At 71.0% G+C, this 15,121-nt stretch carries 14 protein-coding genes, 1 pseudogene and 1 riboswitch; of the genes and pseudogenes, 8 read left to right on the plus strand and 7 right to left on the minus strand.

Features of this window, described 5'->3' with window-relative positions:
- Nucleotides 1–29: 29 nt before the first annotated feature.
- Complete coding sequence (locus tag ACH4S9_RS37700) at nucleotides 30–959, plus strand: hypothetical protein (protein ID WP_398376187.1); 930 nt, start codon at nucleotides 30–32, stop codon at nucleotides 957–959.
- A gap of 142 nt (nucleotides 960–1,101) precedes the next feature.
- Nucleotides 1,102–2,094 (plus strand): Bro-N domain-containing protein, encoded by a 993-nt coding sequence (locus ACH4S9_RS37705; RefSeq protein ID WP_398376189.1) that lies wholly within the window; start codon nucleotides 1,102–1,104, stop codon nucleotides 2,092–2,094.
- A 79-nt stretch (nucleotides 2,095–2,173) separates the two neighbouring features.
- Here the strand turns inward: ACH4S9_RS37705 and thiC are convergent, their stop codons facing one another.
- Nucleotides 2,174–3,934: a phosphomethylpyrimidine synthase ThiC gene (thiC, locus tag ACH4S9_RS37710; RefSeq protein WP_398376190.1), complete on the minus strand. Its 1,761-nt coding sequence runs from the start codon at nucleotides 3,932–3,934 to the stop codon at nucleotides 2,174–2,176.
- A riboswitch (TPP riboswitch) is annotated at nucleotides 3,928–4,045 on the minus strand. Its footprint overlaps the gene before it by 7 nt.
- Nucleotides 4,046–4,114: 69 nt before the next feature.
- Between thiC and ACH4S9_RS37715 the strand changes: the two genes are divergently transcribed.
- The gene (locus ACH4S9_RS37715; protein ID WP_398376192.1) at nucleotides 4,115–5,566 is read left to right on the plus strand and encodes a YibE/F family protein; all 1,452 of its coding nucleotides are present in this window, start codon (nucleotides 4,115–4,117) and stop codon (nucleotides 5,564–5,566) included.
- A gap of 19 nt (nucleotides 5,567–5,585) precedes the next feature.
- Here the strand turns inward: ACH4S9_RS37715 and ACH4S9_RS37720 are convergent, their stop codons facing one another.
- The 3 genes from ACH4S9_RS37720 to ACH4S9_RS37730 all read right to left on the minus strand — a co-directional run bounded on the left by ACH4S9_RS37720 (nucleotide 5,586) and on the right by ACH4S9_RS37730 (nucleotide 7,379).
- On the minus strand, nucleotides 5,586–6,023 hold the full coding sequence (locus tag ACH4S9_RS37720; RefSeq protein WP_311726030.1) for an SsgA family sporulation/cell division regulator: 438 nt from the start codon (nucleotides 6,021–6,023) through the stop codon (nucleotides 5,586–5,588).
- A 655-nt stretch (nucleotides 6,024–6,678) separates the two neighbouring features.
- A complete protein-coding gene (locus tag ACH4S9_RS37725; protein ID WP_311726197.1) occupies nucleotides 6,679–6,897 on the minus strand; it encodes a DUF5326 family protein in 219 nt (72 codons plus the stop codon).
- Between the two features lie 164 nt (nucleotides 6,898–7,061).
- Complete coding sequence (locus ACH4S9_RS37730) at nucleotides 7,062–7,379, minus strand: cupin domain-containing protein (RefSeq protein ID WP_311726029.1); 318 nt, start codon at nucleotides 7,377–7,379, stop codon at nucleotides 7,062–7,064.
- A 66-nt stretch (nucleotides 7,380–7,445) separates the two neighbouring features.
- Here ACH4S9_RS37730 and ACH4S9_RS37735 point away from each other — a divergent pair, with 66 nt between their 5' ends.
- From ACH4S9_RS37735 to ACH4S9_RS37755, 5 genes and pseudogenes are all read left to right on the plus strand, one after another.
- Nucleotides 7,446–7,826, plus strand: a complete 381-nt coding sequence (locus tag ACH4S9_RS37735) for a phage holin family protein (protein ID WP_311726028.1) — start codon at nucleotides 7,446–7,448, stop codon at nucleotides 7,824–7,826.
- A gap of 24 nt (nucleotides 7,827–7,850) precedes the next feature.
- Nucleotides 7,851–8,342: pseudogene (locus tag ACH4S9_RS37740) on the plus strand (low molecular weight protein-tyrosine-phosphatase); the annotation flags it as partial.
- A gap of 101 nt (nucleotides 8,343–8,443) precedes the next feature.
- A complete protein-coding gene (locus tag ACH4S9_RS37745; RefSeq protein WP_398376195.1) occupies nucleotides 8,444–9,625 on the plus strand; it encodes a cystathionine gamma-lyase in 1,182 nt (393 codons plus the stop codon).
- Between the two features lie 222 nt (nucleotides 9,626–9,847).
- The gene (locus ACH4S9_RS37750) at nucleotides 9,848–10,744 is read left to right on the plus strand and encodes a LysR family transcriptional regulator (protein WP_311726025.1); all 897 of its coding nucleotides are present in this window, start codon (nucleotides 9,848–9,850) and stop codon (nucleotides 10,742–10,744) included.
- A gap of 77 nt (nucleotides 10,745–10,821) precedes the next feature.
- Nucleotides 10,822–11,307: an NUDIX hydrolase gene (locus ACH4S9_RS37755; RefSeq protein ID WP_311726024.1), complete on the plus strand. Its 486-nt coding sequence runs from the start codon at nucleotides 10,822–10,824 to the stop codon at nucleotides 11,305–11,307.
- A 30-nt stretch (nucleotides 11,308–11,337) separates the two neighbouring features.
- On the opposite strand, the gene ACH4S9_RS37760 is transcribed toward ACH4S9_RS37755, so the two are convergent.
- From ACH4S9_RS37760 to ACH4S9_RS37770, 3 genes are all read right to left on the minus strand, one after another.
- Entirely contained in the window at nucleotides 11,338–12,213 is an 876-nt protein-coding gene (locus ACH4S9_RS37760; RefSeq protein WP_398376234.1) for a pyridoxamine 5'-phosphate oxidase family protein, read from the minus strand.
- A 251-nt stretch (nucleotides 12,214–12,464) separates the two neighbouring features.
- Nucleotides 12,465–14,039, minus strand: a complete 1,575-nt coding sequence (locus tag ACH4S9_RS37765; RefSeq protein WP_398376197.1) for a globin domain-containing protein — start codon at nucleotides 14,037–14,039, stop codon at nucleotides 12,465–12,467.
- Between the two features lie 331 nt (nucleotides 14,040–14,370).
- Nucleotides 14,371–15,003 carry an HAD family hydrolase gene (locus tag ACH4S9_RS37770; protein WP_398376198.1) on the minus strand — a complete coding sequence of 211 codons (633 nt, stop codon included), beginning with the start codon at nucleotides 15,001–15,003 and terminating at the stop codon, nucleotides 14,371–14,373.
- Between the last annotated feature and the right edge of the window lie 118 nt (nucleotides 15,004–15,121).

Here is a 15,121-nt window from a genome sequence, read left to right on the forward strand (position 1 = left end):
GGCAACGAGGCCCTACGGAGCATCGGGGGATGCACATGAACAGCGCTCCGCACCTGCTGATCGAGGACCGCCCGGAGTTCGAGCGGGTTCTCGACGAAGCGCTGCGTACCGCGGACCGTCGCGCGGACCTCAGCGGCGTCGGCCAGCGGCTCACCACCGAGCAGCTGCGCACCATGGCCATGAACGCCGCGGCCACCATCGCGGCATGCGCGGCCGACGAATACCAGCACTATGTGGACGCCCGCGAAAAGCTGCGCCAGCCCGCGGCGCCCGACTCCTGGCCCGACACGGCCGACGACGACGAGTTCGCGGCGGCGGACAGCGAGGGAGACGGCGCGGCGGGCGGGTTCGTCGCCACAGTGGGGGACGCCGCGTCCGGGGCGGGACTCGTCGCCGTGCTCTCCGTCCTGGCCCCGGTCCTGGCCGGCACCGCGGCGATCATCTTCCTGCTCGCGGGCTATCTCCTGCGCCTGCTCGACCCAGCGCCGGCGATAGCCCAGCCCATGGTCACCGCGGGGTGGCTGTTCGCCGTGCTCACCGCCGCGGGCCTGCTGATCGCCACCGTCGGCCTCCTGCTCACCGCGCTGCGCAACGGCTCGAGAGCGATGCGGGGCAGCGCGCGCAGCGCCCAGCGCGAAGAGGTGGACCGCGCCAGAGAAGCCTGGGGGCTGGCGCTGCTCGAGCGGGGCGTGGTGCCCTTCCTGCGCGACGCGCTCGCGGACCCGACGGCGGCCGACGGCTCCCACACCTCCCCGGCCCCTTCCCCCGCCTCCTCCCCGACGCGCCCGTCGTCCCCCTCGTCCGCCTCGTCTGCCTACGCCCCCAGCCGCACCCCCCATCTCGGCTACAGCCGCCCCGGCTTCAGCACGGACGACGACGCCCCCAAAACCCGCCCGCGCTACACCAGCCCCGACTTCACCAGCCCCGACTACGGCGGCCCGGAACACCAGCCGGATTAGGCGCTCGACCAGCCCGTTTCAGAGGGCAACGATCTCGCGCCAGCGGAATGATTCACTCCCCACCTTTTGAGCGAACTCGCCCTTAATCGTGGGATGTTCACGCATCGGGATGCATAACGTCCGTCATGGAGGTGATGCTCCGATGAGCACACAGAACACCCCGCCGAACCCGGCGGGCAAGCAGGACGCGATCGACATCAACGACTTCGCCTACGCGGCGACCGGAGCCCGCGTGCGGCGGCTCACGCTGCCGGACGGGACGCACTGGTTCCCGGCGGTGGATGTGGCCAAAGACCTGGGATACGTGAACACTCGTCAGGCGCTTATCTGGCACGTTCCCGAAGACTGGCGCGTAAGTCTCGACGAGCTTGCGCAAAGTGTCTATGGGCGTGATAGTTCGCACAAAATTGCAGGTCACGGGCTCAAAAGGTCCATGCGCATGGTGAGTCTGCCCGGCCTCGTCCGGCTGGTCAACGGTTGCACCAAGCCGGAGGCAGAGCCGTTCAAGAACTGGGTGACCGAGGTCGTGGTCTCCATCCAGCGGCACGGTTCGTACGAGCTCGAGAAGGCCGAAGTACAGCCCACGGCCCCGGACGCCCCGACCGCCTACGCCATGCCGAAGGAGGTCGCCGACGCCATCGTCCGGCTCGAGGAGCACAACCTGAGCATGGACGCGCAGATGCTCGCCATGCAGCGCGAGGCCCAGGAACTGCGCCGCGAGAGCGCCGAGATGCTGCGGCAGTCCGTGGCGGCGCAGCGCGAGATCGCCGAGGCGATCCGCGAGTCCACCGCCGTTCAGCGGGAGTCGTTCACCGCCGGGCAGACCGCAGCGCAGGCGCTGACGCAGCACGTGAACAAGACCGCCGTGCCGCCCCGGGTGACCCCGGCCTCGGTGATCGCCGAGTGGCGCGAGCGCAATCTCGTGGTCACCGCCGACATCTGGGCCGTGGCCGCGTACATCCTGCCCGCGATCATCGAGCACGGCGAATGCCTCTATCCGCTGGATGCCATCGCGTCCGTCACCGGGCTCACCGAGCACCGCGTGCATGACGCGCTGCGCATGTTGCAGAAGCGCGGCTGCGTCCGGCAGGCCGGGGTGACTTCGGACGGCGCTCCGGTGTACGTCCTGAAGTAGTCCGCCCCGACACGGCCAGAGGGCCCGAAGTCGCAAATCGAAGTTGCGGCTTCGGGCCCTCCCGTACGTTACTGGTGGATCACTCCGCGAGAGGCAGATACACGCGGTTTCCCGCCGCCGCGAACTCCTTCGACTTCTCCGCCATTCCGGCCTCCACCTCGGCCGTGTCCATCGCGCCGCCGTGCTCGCGCCGGATGTCCTGGCTGATCTTCATCGAGCAGAACTTCGGCCCGCACATCGAGCAGAAGTGCGCCGTCTTCGCCGGTTCCGCCGGGAGCGTCTCGTCGTGGAAGGAGCGGGCCGTGTCCGGGTCGAGGGCCAGGTTGAACTGGTCCTCCCAGCGGAATTCGAAGCGGGCGTCGGACAGGGCGTCGTCCCACTCCTGGGCGCCGGGATGGCCTTTGGCCAGATCCGCCGCGTGGGCGGCGATCTTGTAGGTGATGACACCGGTCTTGACGTCGTCGCGGTCCGGCAGGCCCAGGTGCTCCTTCGGCGTGACGTAGCAGAGCATCGCGGTGCCCCACCAGGCGATCATCGCCGCGCCGATGCCCGAGGTGATGTGGTCGTAGGCGGGGGCGATGTCGGTGGTGAGGGGGCCGAGGGTGTAGAAGGGGGCCTCCTCGCAGATCTCCTGCTGGAGGTCGACGTTCTCCTTGATCTTGTGCATCGGGACATGGCCCGGGCCCTCGATCATCGTCTGGACGTTGTGCCGCTTGGCGATCCGGTTGAGCTCACCGAGCGTGCGCAACTCCGCGAACTGCGCCTCGTCGTTGGCGTCGGCGATCGAGCCGGGGCGCAGTCCGTCGCCGAGCGAGTAGGTGACGTCGTACGCGGCCAGGAGCTCGCAGAGCTCCTCGAAGTGGGTGTAGAGGAACGACTCCTTGTGGTGGGCCAGGCACCACGCCGCCATGATGGAGCCGCCGCGCGAGACGATGCCGGTCTTGCGGCGGGCGGTCAGCGGGACGTACGGCAGCCGCACACCCGCGTGCACCGTCATGTAGTCGACGCCCTGTTCGGCCTGTTCGACGACGGTGTCCTTGTAGATCTCCCAGGTCAGCTCCTCGGCCTTGCCGTCGACCTTCTCCAGGGCCTGGTACAGCGGCACCGTGCCGATGGGGACCGGGGAGTTGCGCAGCACCCACTCGCGGGTGGTGTGGATGTTGCGGCCGGTGGAGAGGTCCATGACCGTGTCGGCGCCCCAGCGGGTCGCCCAGGTCATCTTCTCGACCTCCTCCTCGATGGAGGAAGTGACGGCGGAGTTGCCGATGTTGGCGTTGACCTTCACCAGGAATCGCTTGCCGATGATCATCGGCTCGATCTCCGGGTGGTTGACGTTGGCCGGGAGGACCGCCCGGCCGGCCGCGATCTCCTCGCGGACCACCTCGGGGGAGACGTGCTCGCGGAGCGCCACGAACTCCATCTCCGCGGTGATCTCGCCCCGGCGGGCGTATGCGAGCTGTGTCACGGCGGCGCCGTCCCGGCCCCGGCGGGGCCGGCGGGGGCGGCCGGGGAAGACCGCGTCGAGGTTGCGCAGCCCGCCGCGTGGCGCGGTGTGCTTGACGCCGTCGTCCTCGGGCCGGACGGGGCGGCCCTCGTACTCCTCGGTGTCGCCTCGGGCGAGGATCCAGTTCTGCCGCAGCGGTGCGAGCCCGCGGCGGACATCTGTCTCGATCTGAGGGTCGGTGTACGGGCCGGAGGTGTCGTACAGCGTGACGTCCTGGCCATTGGTGAGGTGCACGCGGCGGACCGGGACCCGAAGGTCCGGACGCGATCCGGCGATATATCCCTTATGCCAGCCGAACTCAGGCTTTTCGGGCGCGTGTGCATCCTGCAGAGTCATTGAGACCCACTCCCTACGCCGGCATTACCCGGTAACAGGTTCAGCGGTCGGCGCAGCGAAGTCGGTCAGCGCCCTCTCAGCCCGGTGCTCCGAGCTCCCGCGATTGCAAAGGTGTCACCCACGCTAACGGTTGTCCGGCGACGATGAACAGAGGGCCCCCGGACTTGCGATGATCTGACGGTGACCTCGACACCACAGCGGCAGCACCACCCGGACGAGCCCGGCCACGCGCACGCCGGCGCGTCCAGCCACTCGCACGGCCACTCGCACAGCCATGGCCCGGCCACACCCGTCTCCAACCATCTGCGCAAGGTCATTGCGGCGGTCCTCATCCCCTTCGCGGCCGCCGTCGTAGCCGGGCTGATCGTGCTGTGGCCGGGCGGCACGCCCGACCACAAGGCGCATGAGCGCAGCGGGCTGGGCTTCGACCAGCAGACGGTGGCCGGGCGGGTGGTGAAGGTCGAGGAGGTGAACTGCGCCGACGTCAACGCCCAGCCGCAGCAGCCCGTCGAGCCGGGCCAGGAGGCCGCGAACCAGGAAGGCGGGGCCGGGGGTCCGGCCAAGAAGACCGTCTGCGAGCGGGCGACCATCGAGGTCACCTCGGGCAAGGACAAGGGCCGTACGTTCGAGGAGATCGTGCCGCCGAACGCCTCCCGCAAGTACTCCACCGGGCAGAAGCTGAAGCTGTCGTACGCGCCCAAGGCGCCGAAGAACCTTCAGTATTCGATCTCGGACGTCGAACGGGCCCTGCCCATGGCGCTGCTCGCCGGGCTGTTCGCGCTCGCGGTCGTGGCCGTCGGGCGGCTGCGCGGTGTCTTCGCACTGGTGGCACTGGCGGTCAGCTTCGGGGTGCTGACGCTGTTCATCCTCCCGGCGATACTGGCGGGCTCCAACCCGCTGGTCGTCGCGGTGATCGGGGGCAGCGCGATCATGCTCATCGCGCTGTACATGTGCCATGGACTGACGGCCCGTACCTCCGTCGCCGTGCTCGGCACGCTCATCTCGCTGCTGCTGATCGGTCTGCTGGGCTCGCTGTTCATCGGCTGGGCGAGCCTGACGGGCAACACCGACGACCAGACGGGGCTGGTCCACGGCCTCTATCCGGGCATCGAGATCCGCGGTCTGCTGCTGGCAGGGGTGATCATCGGATCACTCGGGGTGCTGGACGATGTGACGGTCACCCAGACCTCCGCGGTGTGGGAGCTCAGGGAGGCGGACCCCACGGCGGGCTGGCGCAAGCTGTACGCGGCCGCGATGCGCATCGGGCGGGACCACATCGCGTCCGTGGTCAACACCCTGGTGCTCGCGTACGCGGGCGCCTCGCTGCCGCTGCTGCTCCTGTTCTCGATCGCGGACAGCGGCGTGGAGGCGGTGGCGACGAGCGAGATCGTCGCGGAGGAGATCGTACGGACCCTCGTGGGCAGCATCGGTCTCGTCGCCTCGGTGCCGGTGACCACCGCGCTGGCCGCGCTCGTGGTCTCCGCGGACCGCGCGCCGCGCGTCGGCGCGGAGCGGGGCGGCGCGGAGCAGGTCGGAGCCGGGCAGGTCGGAGCCGGGCAGGTCGGAGCCGGACAGGGAGCCGGCGGGGGCCGGAGCGGGCGCGGACGGCGGCGCCGGGCGCGCGGGCGCTGAGCGGCCGGACGACCCGCCACTAGCCGGCGAACCGGTCCTCCGCGAGGATCCGGTCGAGCTCCGCGTCCAGGTCGCCGACCGGATCGCAGGCCGACTGCTCCTGGCCGAACGGAACCACCCGGTCCGTACGGTCCAGGAAGGCCACCAGCGGGGCGGCACCGGCGCGGAACAGCGCCCGCTCGGCCCCCACTTGGAGCCTGATGAAGACGTCCGAAAGCCCCTCGGGCGAGGCGGGGGCGATCCGCACATCGCCCTCGCCCGAGGGTTTGCTCAGCCCGTCCAGCAGCAGTTCCCGAGCGAAGGCCCAACTCACGGGTGCGTCGCCGGGTAGATGAAAGGTGATCTCGACCGCGTACGGGTCGCTGCTGTCATAGGACAACTCGACCGGGATCCGGAAGGAGAGGTCCTGGGAGACCAGGAAGGTCATCGTTACTTCTGCCTGGACTGTGTCGCGCATGTCACGCATCGTTCGCCGCCCCGAGTTGATTGCGAATGGCCAGGTTTGAACGCCCTGGCCTCTTGACGCCATGGTCCGCTTACCTCAAGCGGGCCATAAAAAGTGAATTTTCAGATATTGATAGGGATCGAGAGGGAGCTGATATCTCGGCCGACTCTGGAGCGTAGCGACTCGACTGCGGGGCGGAGTCGGTTTGCCTCATGTGAGGGACTGGAAATGGCCAGAGTTGCCGCGGCTGTTCCCGCCGCTGTTCCCGCGGCGGCGATCGAGGAGACGGGCGCGGGCGGGCGGATCCGCTCGCCGGGCCGGGCGGGGCGGCGCCGGCCTATGACGTGGGAGTTCGGAGCCGGTTCACCGGCTGCGGCCATGTTCGCTTTCGTCAACAGGCACCCCCGGGGTGTGTTGCGAGGCAGACGCCCGGAACGGGAGACGTCGAGCACTCGAACTCTAACCGGAACGGTGCCACCGAGCCGTCAAGCCGAGGTTTGGAACGCGCGTATCCCCCGCGCGGCGTACCCGTGCTCCGCGGCGCGCCCGTACTCCTCCGCGCATCCGTACTCTTCGGCGCGTCCGTACCCTTCGGCGCGTCCGTACTCCTCCGCGCGTCCGTACCCTTCGGCGCGTCCCCGGCCCGCGGCGCACCCGCGGCGCCGGGTCACCAGTCGCCGCGGGACGAGGAGGACGAGCTGAACTTCCGTACGACGTAGATCAGACCGGCGACGAGCGCCACCAGCAGCAGCGCCTTGAAGACCAGGCCGACCACAAAGCCGACCACGCTCATGACCAGGCCGCCGAACACGGCCAGCACGAGGATCGGCACCGCGACCCATGTCACCCACCACGGCAAACCCTGGAATATGCCCTTCGTCGCCACTTCGGTCCCTGCTTTCTTCACTGAGCCAGTCGGTCCGGCCGTCGGCTTCAGCACCGGCCGGGATCCCTCCGCATTCGATGCTAGGGCGGCCGACGAGCGAACACAGGCCCCCGCGTCCCCCGTCCTCCCCTGACCGGACCCCTACGGGACGCGGGGCCCGCGCATCAGCTCTCAGGGGGAGAGAAGACGACCATGACCCGCAGGTCCTCGGTGATGTGGTGGAACTTGTGGGCCACTCCGGCCGGCACATACACGACACTGCCGCGCGCCACCTGCGTGGTCTCCATCCCCACCGTGATCGACGCCCGCCCGCTGACCACCAGGTACACCTCGTCCTGGCGGTGCGGCTGCTGCGGGTCGGTCTGGCCCGCGTCCAGCGCGTACAGCCCGACGGACATGTTCCGCTCGTGCAGGAACTGCAAGTACGCGCCGTCGTTCGCGGCCCGCTCCGCCTCCAGCTCATCCAGCCGGAACGCCTTCATTCGCCTCTCCGCCCCTTGCTCCCCGGCCCTGCCCAGCGCGGGGCCTGTTCTGCGACGATCTCAACCATGAAGAATCTTCTCGTCAAGACGATCGCCAACGCGGGCGCCCTCTGGGTGGCCATCTGGCTCCTCAAGGACATCACGCTGACCGGTGACAACACCGGCCGGAAGGCGATCACGCTCATTCTCGTGGCGCTCGTATTCGGCCTGGTGAACGTCGTGGTCAAGCCAGTGGTCAAGCTGCTGGCCTTTCCGCTTTTCATTCTCACCCTCGGGCTGATCACCCTGGTGATCAACGCCCTGATGCTGCTGCTGACCTCCTGGCTGGCCGGCAAGTTCGACCTGACCTTCCATGTCGAGGGCTTCGGCACGGCCGTGATAGGCGCGTTGATCATCTCCATCGTCTCCTGGGCGCTGCACGTCGTGCTTCCCGACGACAAGGACTGACCGCCGTCGAGGATGATGGGACGCATGAGAGCCCCGTCGCCCTACCGTGTCTGTTTCGTCTGCACCGGCAACATATGCCGCTCGCCGATGGCCGAATCCGTCTTCCGCGCCTACGCCGAGGAAGCCGGGCTCGACGGCCGTGTCGAGGTGGACAGCGCGGGCACCGGCCCGTGGCACGAGGGCGACGGAGCGGACGGCCGTGCCATCACCACGCTCACGGCCCACGGCTATGAGCAACGTCACATCGCGCGCCAGTTCCAGGCCGCCTGGTTCTCCGGCCTCGACCTGGTGATCGCTCTCGACAGCGGCCATCTGCACGAGCTGCGCGCCCTGGCCCCGACGCCGGAGGACGCCGCGAAGGTGCGGCTGCTGCGCGGCTACGACCCCGAGGCCGACCCGGACGCCCCCGGCGGCCTGGACGTGCCCGACCCGTACTACGGCGGGCCGGAGGAGTTCGAGACCTGCCTGGTGATGATCGAGGCGGCGAGCGAGGGGCTGCTGGACGCGGTGAGCGAAGCCCTCGCCGCCTCGGAGCCGACCCCGGGACCGGCCGCGGAGGCGACTGCGGAACCGGCCGCTGAGCCGACCGCGGCGCCCGCCGCCCGGAAAGAGGACGCATGACCGGCGACGGCACCCGGGCGGTGCGGGCCGGGCTGCCCGAGCCCGAGGCGTACGAGCCGACCCTGCCGGGCCCGGCCTTCGCCGCCCACTACCACCTGCCCGGCGACGCGGACCTGCTCCGCGGCCCGTACACCTACGGCCGGGACGCCAACCCCACCTGGACCCGGCTGGAGCGGGCGATCAGCGAGCTGGAGTCGCCGGACGCCGAGGCCGAGACGGTGGTCTTCGCCTCCGGCATGGGCGCGATCTCCGCGGTGCTGCTGTCCCAGCTGGGGCAGGGCGACGCGGCCGTCCTGCCCTCCGACGGCTATCAGCTCCTGGCCCCGCTGGGCGAGCGGCTTGCGGGCTACGGCATCGAGGTGCGCACCGCGCCCACCGGCGGCGACGCCCAGCTGGCCCTCCTGGACGGCGCGCCGGACGCCGACAGCGGGCCCCGGCCCGTCAAGCTGCTGTGGATCGAGTCCCCGGCCAACCCCGGCCTGGACGTGTGCGACATCCGCCGCCTGGCCGACGCCGCCCATGAGCGGGGCGCGCTGGTCGCCGTGGACAACACCCTGGCCACCCCGCTCGGCCAGCGCCCCCTCGAACTCGGCGCGGACTTCTCCGTCGCCAGCGGCACCAAGGCGCTCACCGGCCACGGCGACGTCCTGCTCGGCTATGTCACCTGCCGCGACCCGGGCCTCGCCGCCTCCGTGCGCACCTGGCGCAAGATGGCCGGCGGCATCCCCGGCCCGATGGAGGCATGGCTCGCGCACCGCTCCCTGGCCACCCTCCAGCTGCGCGTCGACCGCCAGGCCGCGACGGCGCTGGCCCTGGCCGAGGCGCTGCGCGGCCGCCCCGAGGTCACCGGGCTGCGCCACCCCGGGCTGCCGACCGACCCGGCGCACCGCGTGGCGGCGGCCCAGATGCACGGCGGGCGCTTCGGCTGTGTGGTCTCCTTCGTCCTCCCCGGGCAGGAGCACGCCGATCGCTTCCTGGCCGCGCTGCGCCTGGTCGACGGCGCGACCAGCTTCGGCGGCGTGAGGTCCACGGCCGAGCGGCGCGGGCGGTGGGGCGGCGACGCCGTGCCGGACGGCTTCATCCGGTTCTCGGTGGGCGCCGAGGACCCGGACGACCTGATCGCGGATGTGCTGCGGGCGCTCGACAAGGCACTCGACAACGCCCCCGACAAGGCTTGACGCGTCACAAGCGGTCACGCGCCCCCGCGGGATCAGGCCATGCTTCACGGGCGTCTCAAGCCTCCCCCCTCGTGGCTTGAGACGCCCCGGTTCCCTCGTGGAGAACCGCTCGAACAAGGCTAGTTGACTCAGCGTCAGTGTCCAATCACAGTAGCGACATGGACCTATCGGCATATTTATAGTTGGCCTGCGGCGGGGGTGCGTCGAGCGGAGGGGAACCGCATGGATCTGGCCCTCTTGCGCACATTTGTCACGGTTCACCGGGCCGGGTCCTTCACCCGCGCCGCCGCGCTGCTCGGGCTCTCCCAGCCCGCCGTCACCGGCCAGATCCGTACCCTCGAACGCCAGCTGGGCCGCCCCCTGTTTCTGCGCACCGCGCGCGGGGTCGTCCCCACCAGCGTCGGCGAGGAGCTCGCCCACAAGGCCGCGCCCCACCTCGACGCGCTGATGGAGATCACCGAGGCCGGGCTCGACGACAGCTCCGTCGCCCGCACCCTGCACCTCGCGGGCCCCCCGGAGTTCACCGCGCTGCGGGTCCTGCCCGCCCTCGCCCCGCTCATCAACCAGGGGCTGGGGGTGCGCTGCGCCTTCGGCAGCGCCGAGGAGCTGTTCGAAGGGCTGGCCGCCGGCCACCACGACCTGGCCGTCACCACCGCCCGGCCCCGCGGCCGGCTGCTGGCCGCCGTCCCGCTGTGCGACGAGGAGCATGTGCTGGTGGCCGCCCCCCGCTGGGCGGCCCGGCTCGGCGGCCCCGCGGTGTTACAGGTCAAGGGCGTCAGCGCGCTGGAGCGGCTGCCGGTCGTCGAGGTCCATGAGAGCCTGCCGCTGATCACCCGCTACTGGTCGGCCGTCTTCGACGCCCCGCCGATCACCGCGGGCACGGTCATCACCCCGGACCTGCGGGCCGTCCTCGCCTGCGTCGCGGCGGGCGTCGGCCTCGGCGTGCTGCCGCGCTATCTGTGCATGGACGCGCTGGACGCCGGGGAGGTCGTCGCCCTGCTCAACCCCTCGGTGCCGCCGCTGCGCACCTACTTCCTGGTCATCCGGACGGGCGCGCTCGCCCTGCCGCACATCGCGCGGGCGCACGAGTGGCTGCTGCGCGCCGCTGTCGACTGGTGAGTCGAGAATGACCGGTGAGTCGCCCTTGACCGGTGGGTCGGGGTTTCACCGGGCGGCACATGCGGCAGATCTCCACCATGACCGAACGACCTGTGGTCAAGCGCACCGCCCGTGCCATCCTGCTCGACGGGGCCGCCGAGCCCCGGCTGGTCCTGATCAAGCGGACCAAGCCCGGCGAGGAGCCGTACTGGATCACGCCGGGCGGCGGGATGGAGCCCGAGGACACCACGGTCGTCGACGCGCTGCACCGCGAGGTCGACGAGGAGCTCGGCGCGAAGGTGACGGATGTGGTGCCCGCCTTCGTCGACACCGTCCCGCACCCCGACGAGGCCTCGGCCGGCGTGAAGGTGCAGCACTTCTTCGTCTGCCGCCTGGGGTCCATGGACCTGTCGCGGCGCCATGGCCCGGAGGTGGACGAGCCCTGCGGGGAGTACGAGGTGGTGCGCGTCCCCTTCACCCGCGAGGGGATCGCCTCGGTGGGAGTGGTGCCGCCGTCGCTGCGCGCGTATCTCGACGCGAACATCGAGGGCGTGCTGGCGCTGCTCGCCGACGACCTCGGCTGACCCCGGCCCCACCGGAGCCGGACCGGCCGGCTACCCGAACCAGCCGCTGAACGGCTGCCCGGCGCCCTCGGGCGCCCGCTCCCGCGCCCTGGCCAGCACGCGCTCGGCCTCCCGCTGCCACGCCTCGGGGCGCACGGGCACGGTCCCTGTCCCAGGCCCCGCCGCCCCTGCCGCGGGCTCCGGCTGCGGCTCGGGCTCGGGCTCCGGGCGGGTCATGGGCTCGCGACGCCCCTCGCGCACATCGGCGGCCGCGCCGAAGAAGTCGCCGCCCTTGCGCTTGAAGTCGTCCGTGCCCCAGTCCCGCTCCCGTTCGGCGGAGCCGCCGGCCCCGCCGCCGTCCGCGCCCCCGACCGCCGGGGCACTGTGCCGCCGCTGCGAGGACACCTTCTGGAGGTGCGGGATGTGCTTGGCGCAGTGGATGTACGCCTCCTCGACCGTCACCTCGACCCACACCACCGCCCGCCGCCCCGGCACCGGGTCGACCGGCAGCCCGGGGTGGGCGGCGCGCATCTCGGCGTCCGCCACGACCCGCGCCCGGCCGTTGATGTGCAGGCCGATCCGGTCGCGCATGAAGTCGATCATGAGAATCCCGAGGTGGGGATTCTCCTCGATGTTCCCGAGGCTGGCCAGGACGCCATTGCCCCGGTACTCGGGGTAGGCCAGGGTCCGGTCGTCGAACACCCGCAGAAATCCGGGCGGCCCGGCGCGGAAGGTGCTGTCGCACTCGCCGTGCCCGTCGGCCGTCGCCAGGAAGAACATCTCCTGGCGGGCCACGAACTCCCGCATCCGGTCGTTGAGCCGGTCCAGCACCTGCTCGTCGTAGAAGCGGTCGGCGCGGTCGACCGTGTCCAGGCGCCGCTGAAGCCGATGTTCGCCTTCGCTGCCCGGACGGCTCGTACGGTCCAGGTCGGCCACGGGCGCGCCGGCCGCCGCGGTCCGTGCCGCCGCGATCCGTGCTGTCGCCGTCGTCGCCGTCGCCCGCTCGTGCTCGACGTCGTCCACGCTCACTCGTCCCTCACCCTGCGTTCGCTCGAGTCAGTGATCCACTGCTCGCCCAGCCCCCAAGTCCCCTGCTCCTCACTACTCACTACTGCGTCACGGCCCCCCGCCGTGTTGCAGTTCCCGTCGCCCGCGGGTCCCCGCCGACCCCCCGTCGGCTAGTCCCCCGCCGCCACGAGCTCTTCGAGGGAGTCGTGCCGGATGCGGTGCGAGGGGATTCCGATGCCTCTCAGGGTGTCCACCCCGCTGCGGATCATCCCGGCCGGCCCGGAGAGATACGCGTCGTACGTACTCCAGGGGCCGTACTGCCGCACGGCGTCCGGCAGCCGGCCGCTGAGCCCGTTCGTCGGGCTGTCGGAGACGACCGGGCGGACCGAGAGCCAGTGGTGGGCCTGCGCCAGCCGCAGCATGGTGTCGATGTCGTACAGGTCGTGGTCGCTGCGGGCGCCGTAGAAGACCTCGACCGGGCGGTTGCGGCCGTGCTCGGCGACGTCCTCGACCAGGGCCTTGATCGGCGCTATGCCGGTGCCGCCGCCCAGGCAGAGCAGGCCGTTGTCGCGGGAGTGGTCGATCACCATCGAACCGGCCGGGGGGCCGAGGCGGATCACATCGCCGGGGCGGGCGCGGTGCACCAGCGCCGAGGACACCCAGCCGGCCGGTACCGCCTTGACGTGGAAGGACAGCAGACCGTCCGCGCGCGGCGCGGAGGCGAAGGAGTAGTGCCGCCACACCCGGGGCCACCAGGGGGTCTCCAGGGAGGTGTACTGGCCGGCGAGGAAGGGGTACGGCTGGTCGGGGCGCACCGTGATGACCGCGATGTCCTGGGTGCGCAGCTCATGGCCGACGACCTCGGCCTGCCACCACGCGGGCGCGCGCAGCTCGTCCTCGGCGGCCGCGTCGATCATGATCTGCGAGATGGCGGTGTACGCCCGGACCCAGGCGCCCTCGGCCTCGTCGCTCCAGGTCGTGGTCGCGTAGCGGGTGAGCGCGCCGATCAGGCACTCGCCGACGGCCGGGTAGTGCTCCGGCTGGGTGCCGTACTTGCGGTGGCCGCGGCCGAGCCCGGAGAGGTACTCGGTGAGGATGTCCGGGTCGTCCACCAGCTTGGCGGCGGTCAGCAGGGCTCTGAAGAGCCGGTCGCGCTGGGCGTCCATCGCGGCGGGGAACAGCGGCCGCAGATAGGGGTGCTGGACGAACAGCAGCGCGTAGAAGTACGAGGTGACCTTGTCCGCGATGGGCTCGACCTCGGCCATCGTGCGGCGGATGAGGATCGCGTCGGGCGACGCCGTCGGGTCCCCGATGAACTGGTCCTCCGGCCGGACGTCCTGCGCGCCGGGCGCCTCGTCGGGGCGCTGGTGCTCCTCGCGCTCCCGTACGGGCCTGGCCTCGACTCCGGCTCCGGCCCTGGAAGGAGACGGCGGCGGAGGCGGGGGCGGAGGCGGCGCGGGGGATGCGGTCGGCGCGGGGGATGCGGGCGGCGCGGGGGATGCGGTCGGCGCGGGCGGTGCGGGCGGCGCCGGGGTCTGTGTACGGCGGTCGGCGCCCGTGCCGACCGGCCGTATCGGGCTCACCGGGCGGCTGGGCGCCTGGCGGCCGGCTTCCTGGTCCGGACCCGGGGACGCTTCCTCGTCCCGCCTCCTGCTCGGGGTGAACCAGCCCCAGTCGCCACTGCTTCCGCCGGTGCCGCCGGTGCCGTCGTTGCCGGCCGACGACGTGGTGGTCGGAGCGTCCATGGTTGCCTCGCCTCGAACGTCTTTCTGTCGGTCTTCGCACTTCCGAAGCCGGAATGTGCCCGCAATTCCCCGCTCTGTGCCACTGGTTCAGGTGAGTTTGGTCCGGATGGCCCGCCCCGTACTTCTCCATGGGCAGCATGCCATGCTTGTCCACCGCACAGGACAGATAGTCGGAACTCCGGGTAACGGCACCTGTGTTCCGTTAGGCTGGATTGTCCCGATGTAGCCCTGCGACAACAGCCGCGCAGAACCCGGATCCGACCCTACCGGGCCCGGATGAATTCACAAGCCCCAACTCCAGTGGTTCCGTTACACCCGGCAACCTGCGTAATTACTGGTAGCTACCTGCCAATTCGTAGGCCTCTCGCAGATCGCGGCCGGTATAGCCGTGCGATGCGATTTCGCTCACATGATGGTCGGCGTTGACCGCGATCGAGACCGGCACCACGGCGAACAGCTCCGCGTCCGACATCGAGTCGCCATAGGCGACGCAGTCCTCCCTGCTCAGACCGAACTTCGCACAGAGTTCATCGGCGATGCGCACCTTGGCCGCCGGGGTGAGGATGCCCTCCGGATCCAGCGGCTCGCGGAACGGCACGGCCGGCCAGCGCGACCCCTGCGCGGCGTCCGCGCCCCATTCCAGCAGCCGCTCCACGAAGAAGCCGGGAGAGAGCGAAATCACCGCGCACCGCTCCCCGCGCTCCCGGATGTCCGCCCACACCTCGTGGATACCCGCCAGCCACGGCGCCTCCTCGAACGCCGCCGCCACTTGCCGCTCCGTCAGCTCCCCCCACAGCGCGCAGGCCCGCACGGCGAACTGCGCGGTGCTCAGCTCCCCGTCCGCGAACGCCCGCTCCAGCTCGCCGATCTCCCGCTCCACCCCGAGCTGACGGGATATCTCGACGGCTGCGGCCGAGCCGTGGATGAGCGTCCCGTCCAGATCGAACAGATGCAGTCTGGTCATGAGGGCGAGCCTAGGGCCTGCCCGGGCCCGGGGCGTGTCCGGGCTCAGGGCCTGCCCACGGCCCGGTACGCGCGCGGAGTACGGCGGGAGTACGCCCGGATACTCCCGCCGTCAGACG

This window comes from Streptomyces sp. NPDC021225 (genome assembly GCF_044332865.1).
Lineage (GTDB): Bacteria > Actinomycetota > Actinomycetes > Streptomycetales > Streptomycetaceae > Streptomyces.

Bases quoted from the DNA above. Each gene is read 5' to 3' on its own strand.
- ACH4S9_RS37705 (WP_398376189.1), top strand. From the start codon at position 1,102: ATGAGCACACAGAACACCCCGCCGAACCCGGCGGGCAAGCAGGACGCG.
- ACH4S9_RS37735 (WP_311726028.1), top strand. From the start codon at position 7,446: ATGAAGAATCTTCTCGTCAAGACGATCGCCAACGCGGGCGCCCTCTGG.
- ACH4S9_RS37745 (WP_398376195.1), top strand. From the start codon at position 8,444: ATGACCGGCGACGGCACCCGGGCGGTGCGGGCCGGGCTGCCCGAGCCC.
- ACH4S9_RS37765 (WP_398376197.1), bottom strand. From the start codon at position 14,039: ATGGACGCTCCGACCACCACGTCGTCGGCCGGCAACGACGGCACCGGC.
- thiC (WP_398376190.1), bottom strand. From the start codon at position 3,934: ATGACTCTGCAGGATGCACACGCGCCCGAAAAGCCTGAGTTCGGCTGG.
- ACH4S9_RS37755 (WP_311726024.1), top strand. From the start codon at position 10,822: ATGACCGAACGACCTGTGGTCAAGCGCACCGCCCGTGCCATCCTGCTC.
- ACH4S9_RS37700 (WP_398376187.1), top strand. From the start codon at position 30: ATGCACATGAACAGCGCTCCGCACCTGCTGATCGAGGACCGCCCGGAG.
- ACH4S9_RS37720 (WP_311726030.1), bottom strand. From the start codon at position 6,023: ATGCGCGACACAGTCCAGGCAGAAGTAACGATGACCTTCCTGGTCTCC.
- ACH4S9_RS37750 (WP_311726025.1), top strand. From the start codon at position 9,848: ATGGATCTGGCCCTCTTGCGCACATTTGTCACGGTTCACCGGGCCGGG.
- ACH4S9_RS37730 (WP_311726029.1), bottom strand. From the start codon at position 7,379: ATGAAGGCGTTCCGGCTGGATGAGCTGGAGGCGGAGCGGGCCGCGAAC.
- ACH4S9_RS37770 (WP_398376198.1), bottom strand. From the start codon at position 15,003: ATGACCAGACTGCATCTGTTCGATCTGGACGGGACGCTCATCCACGGC.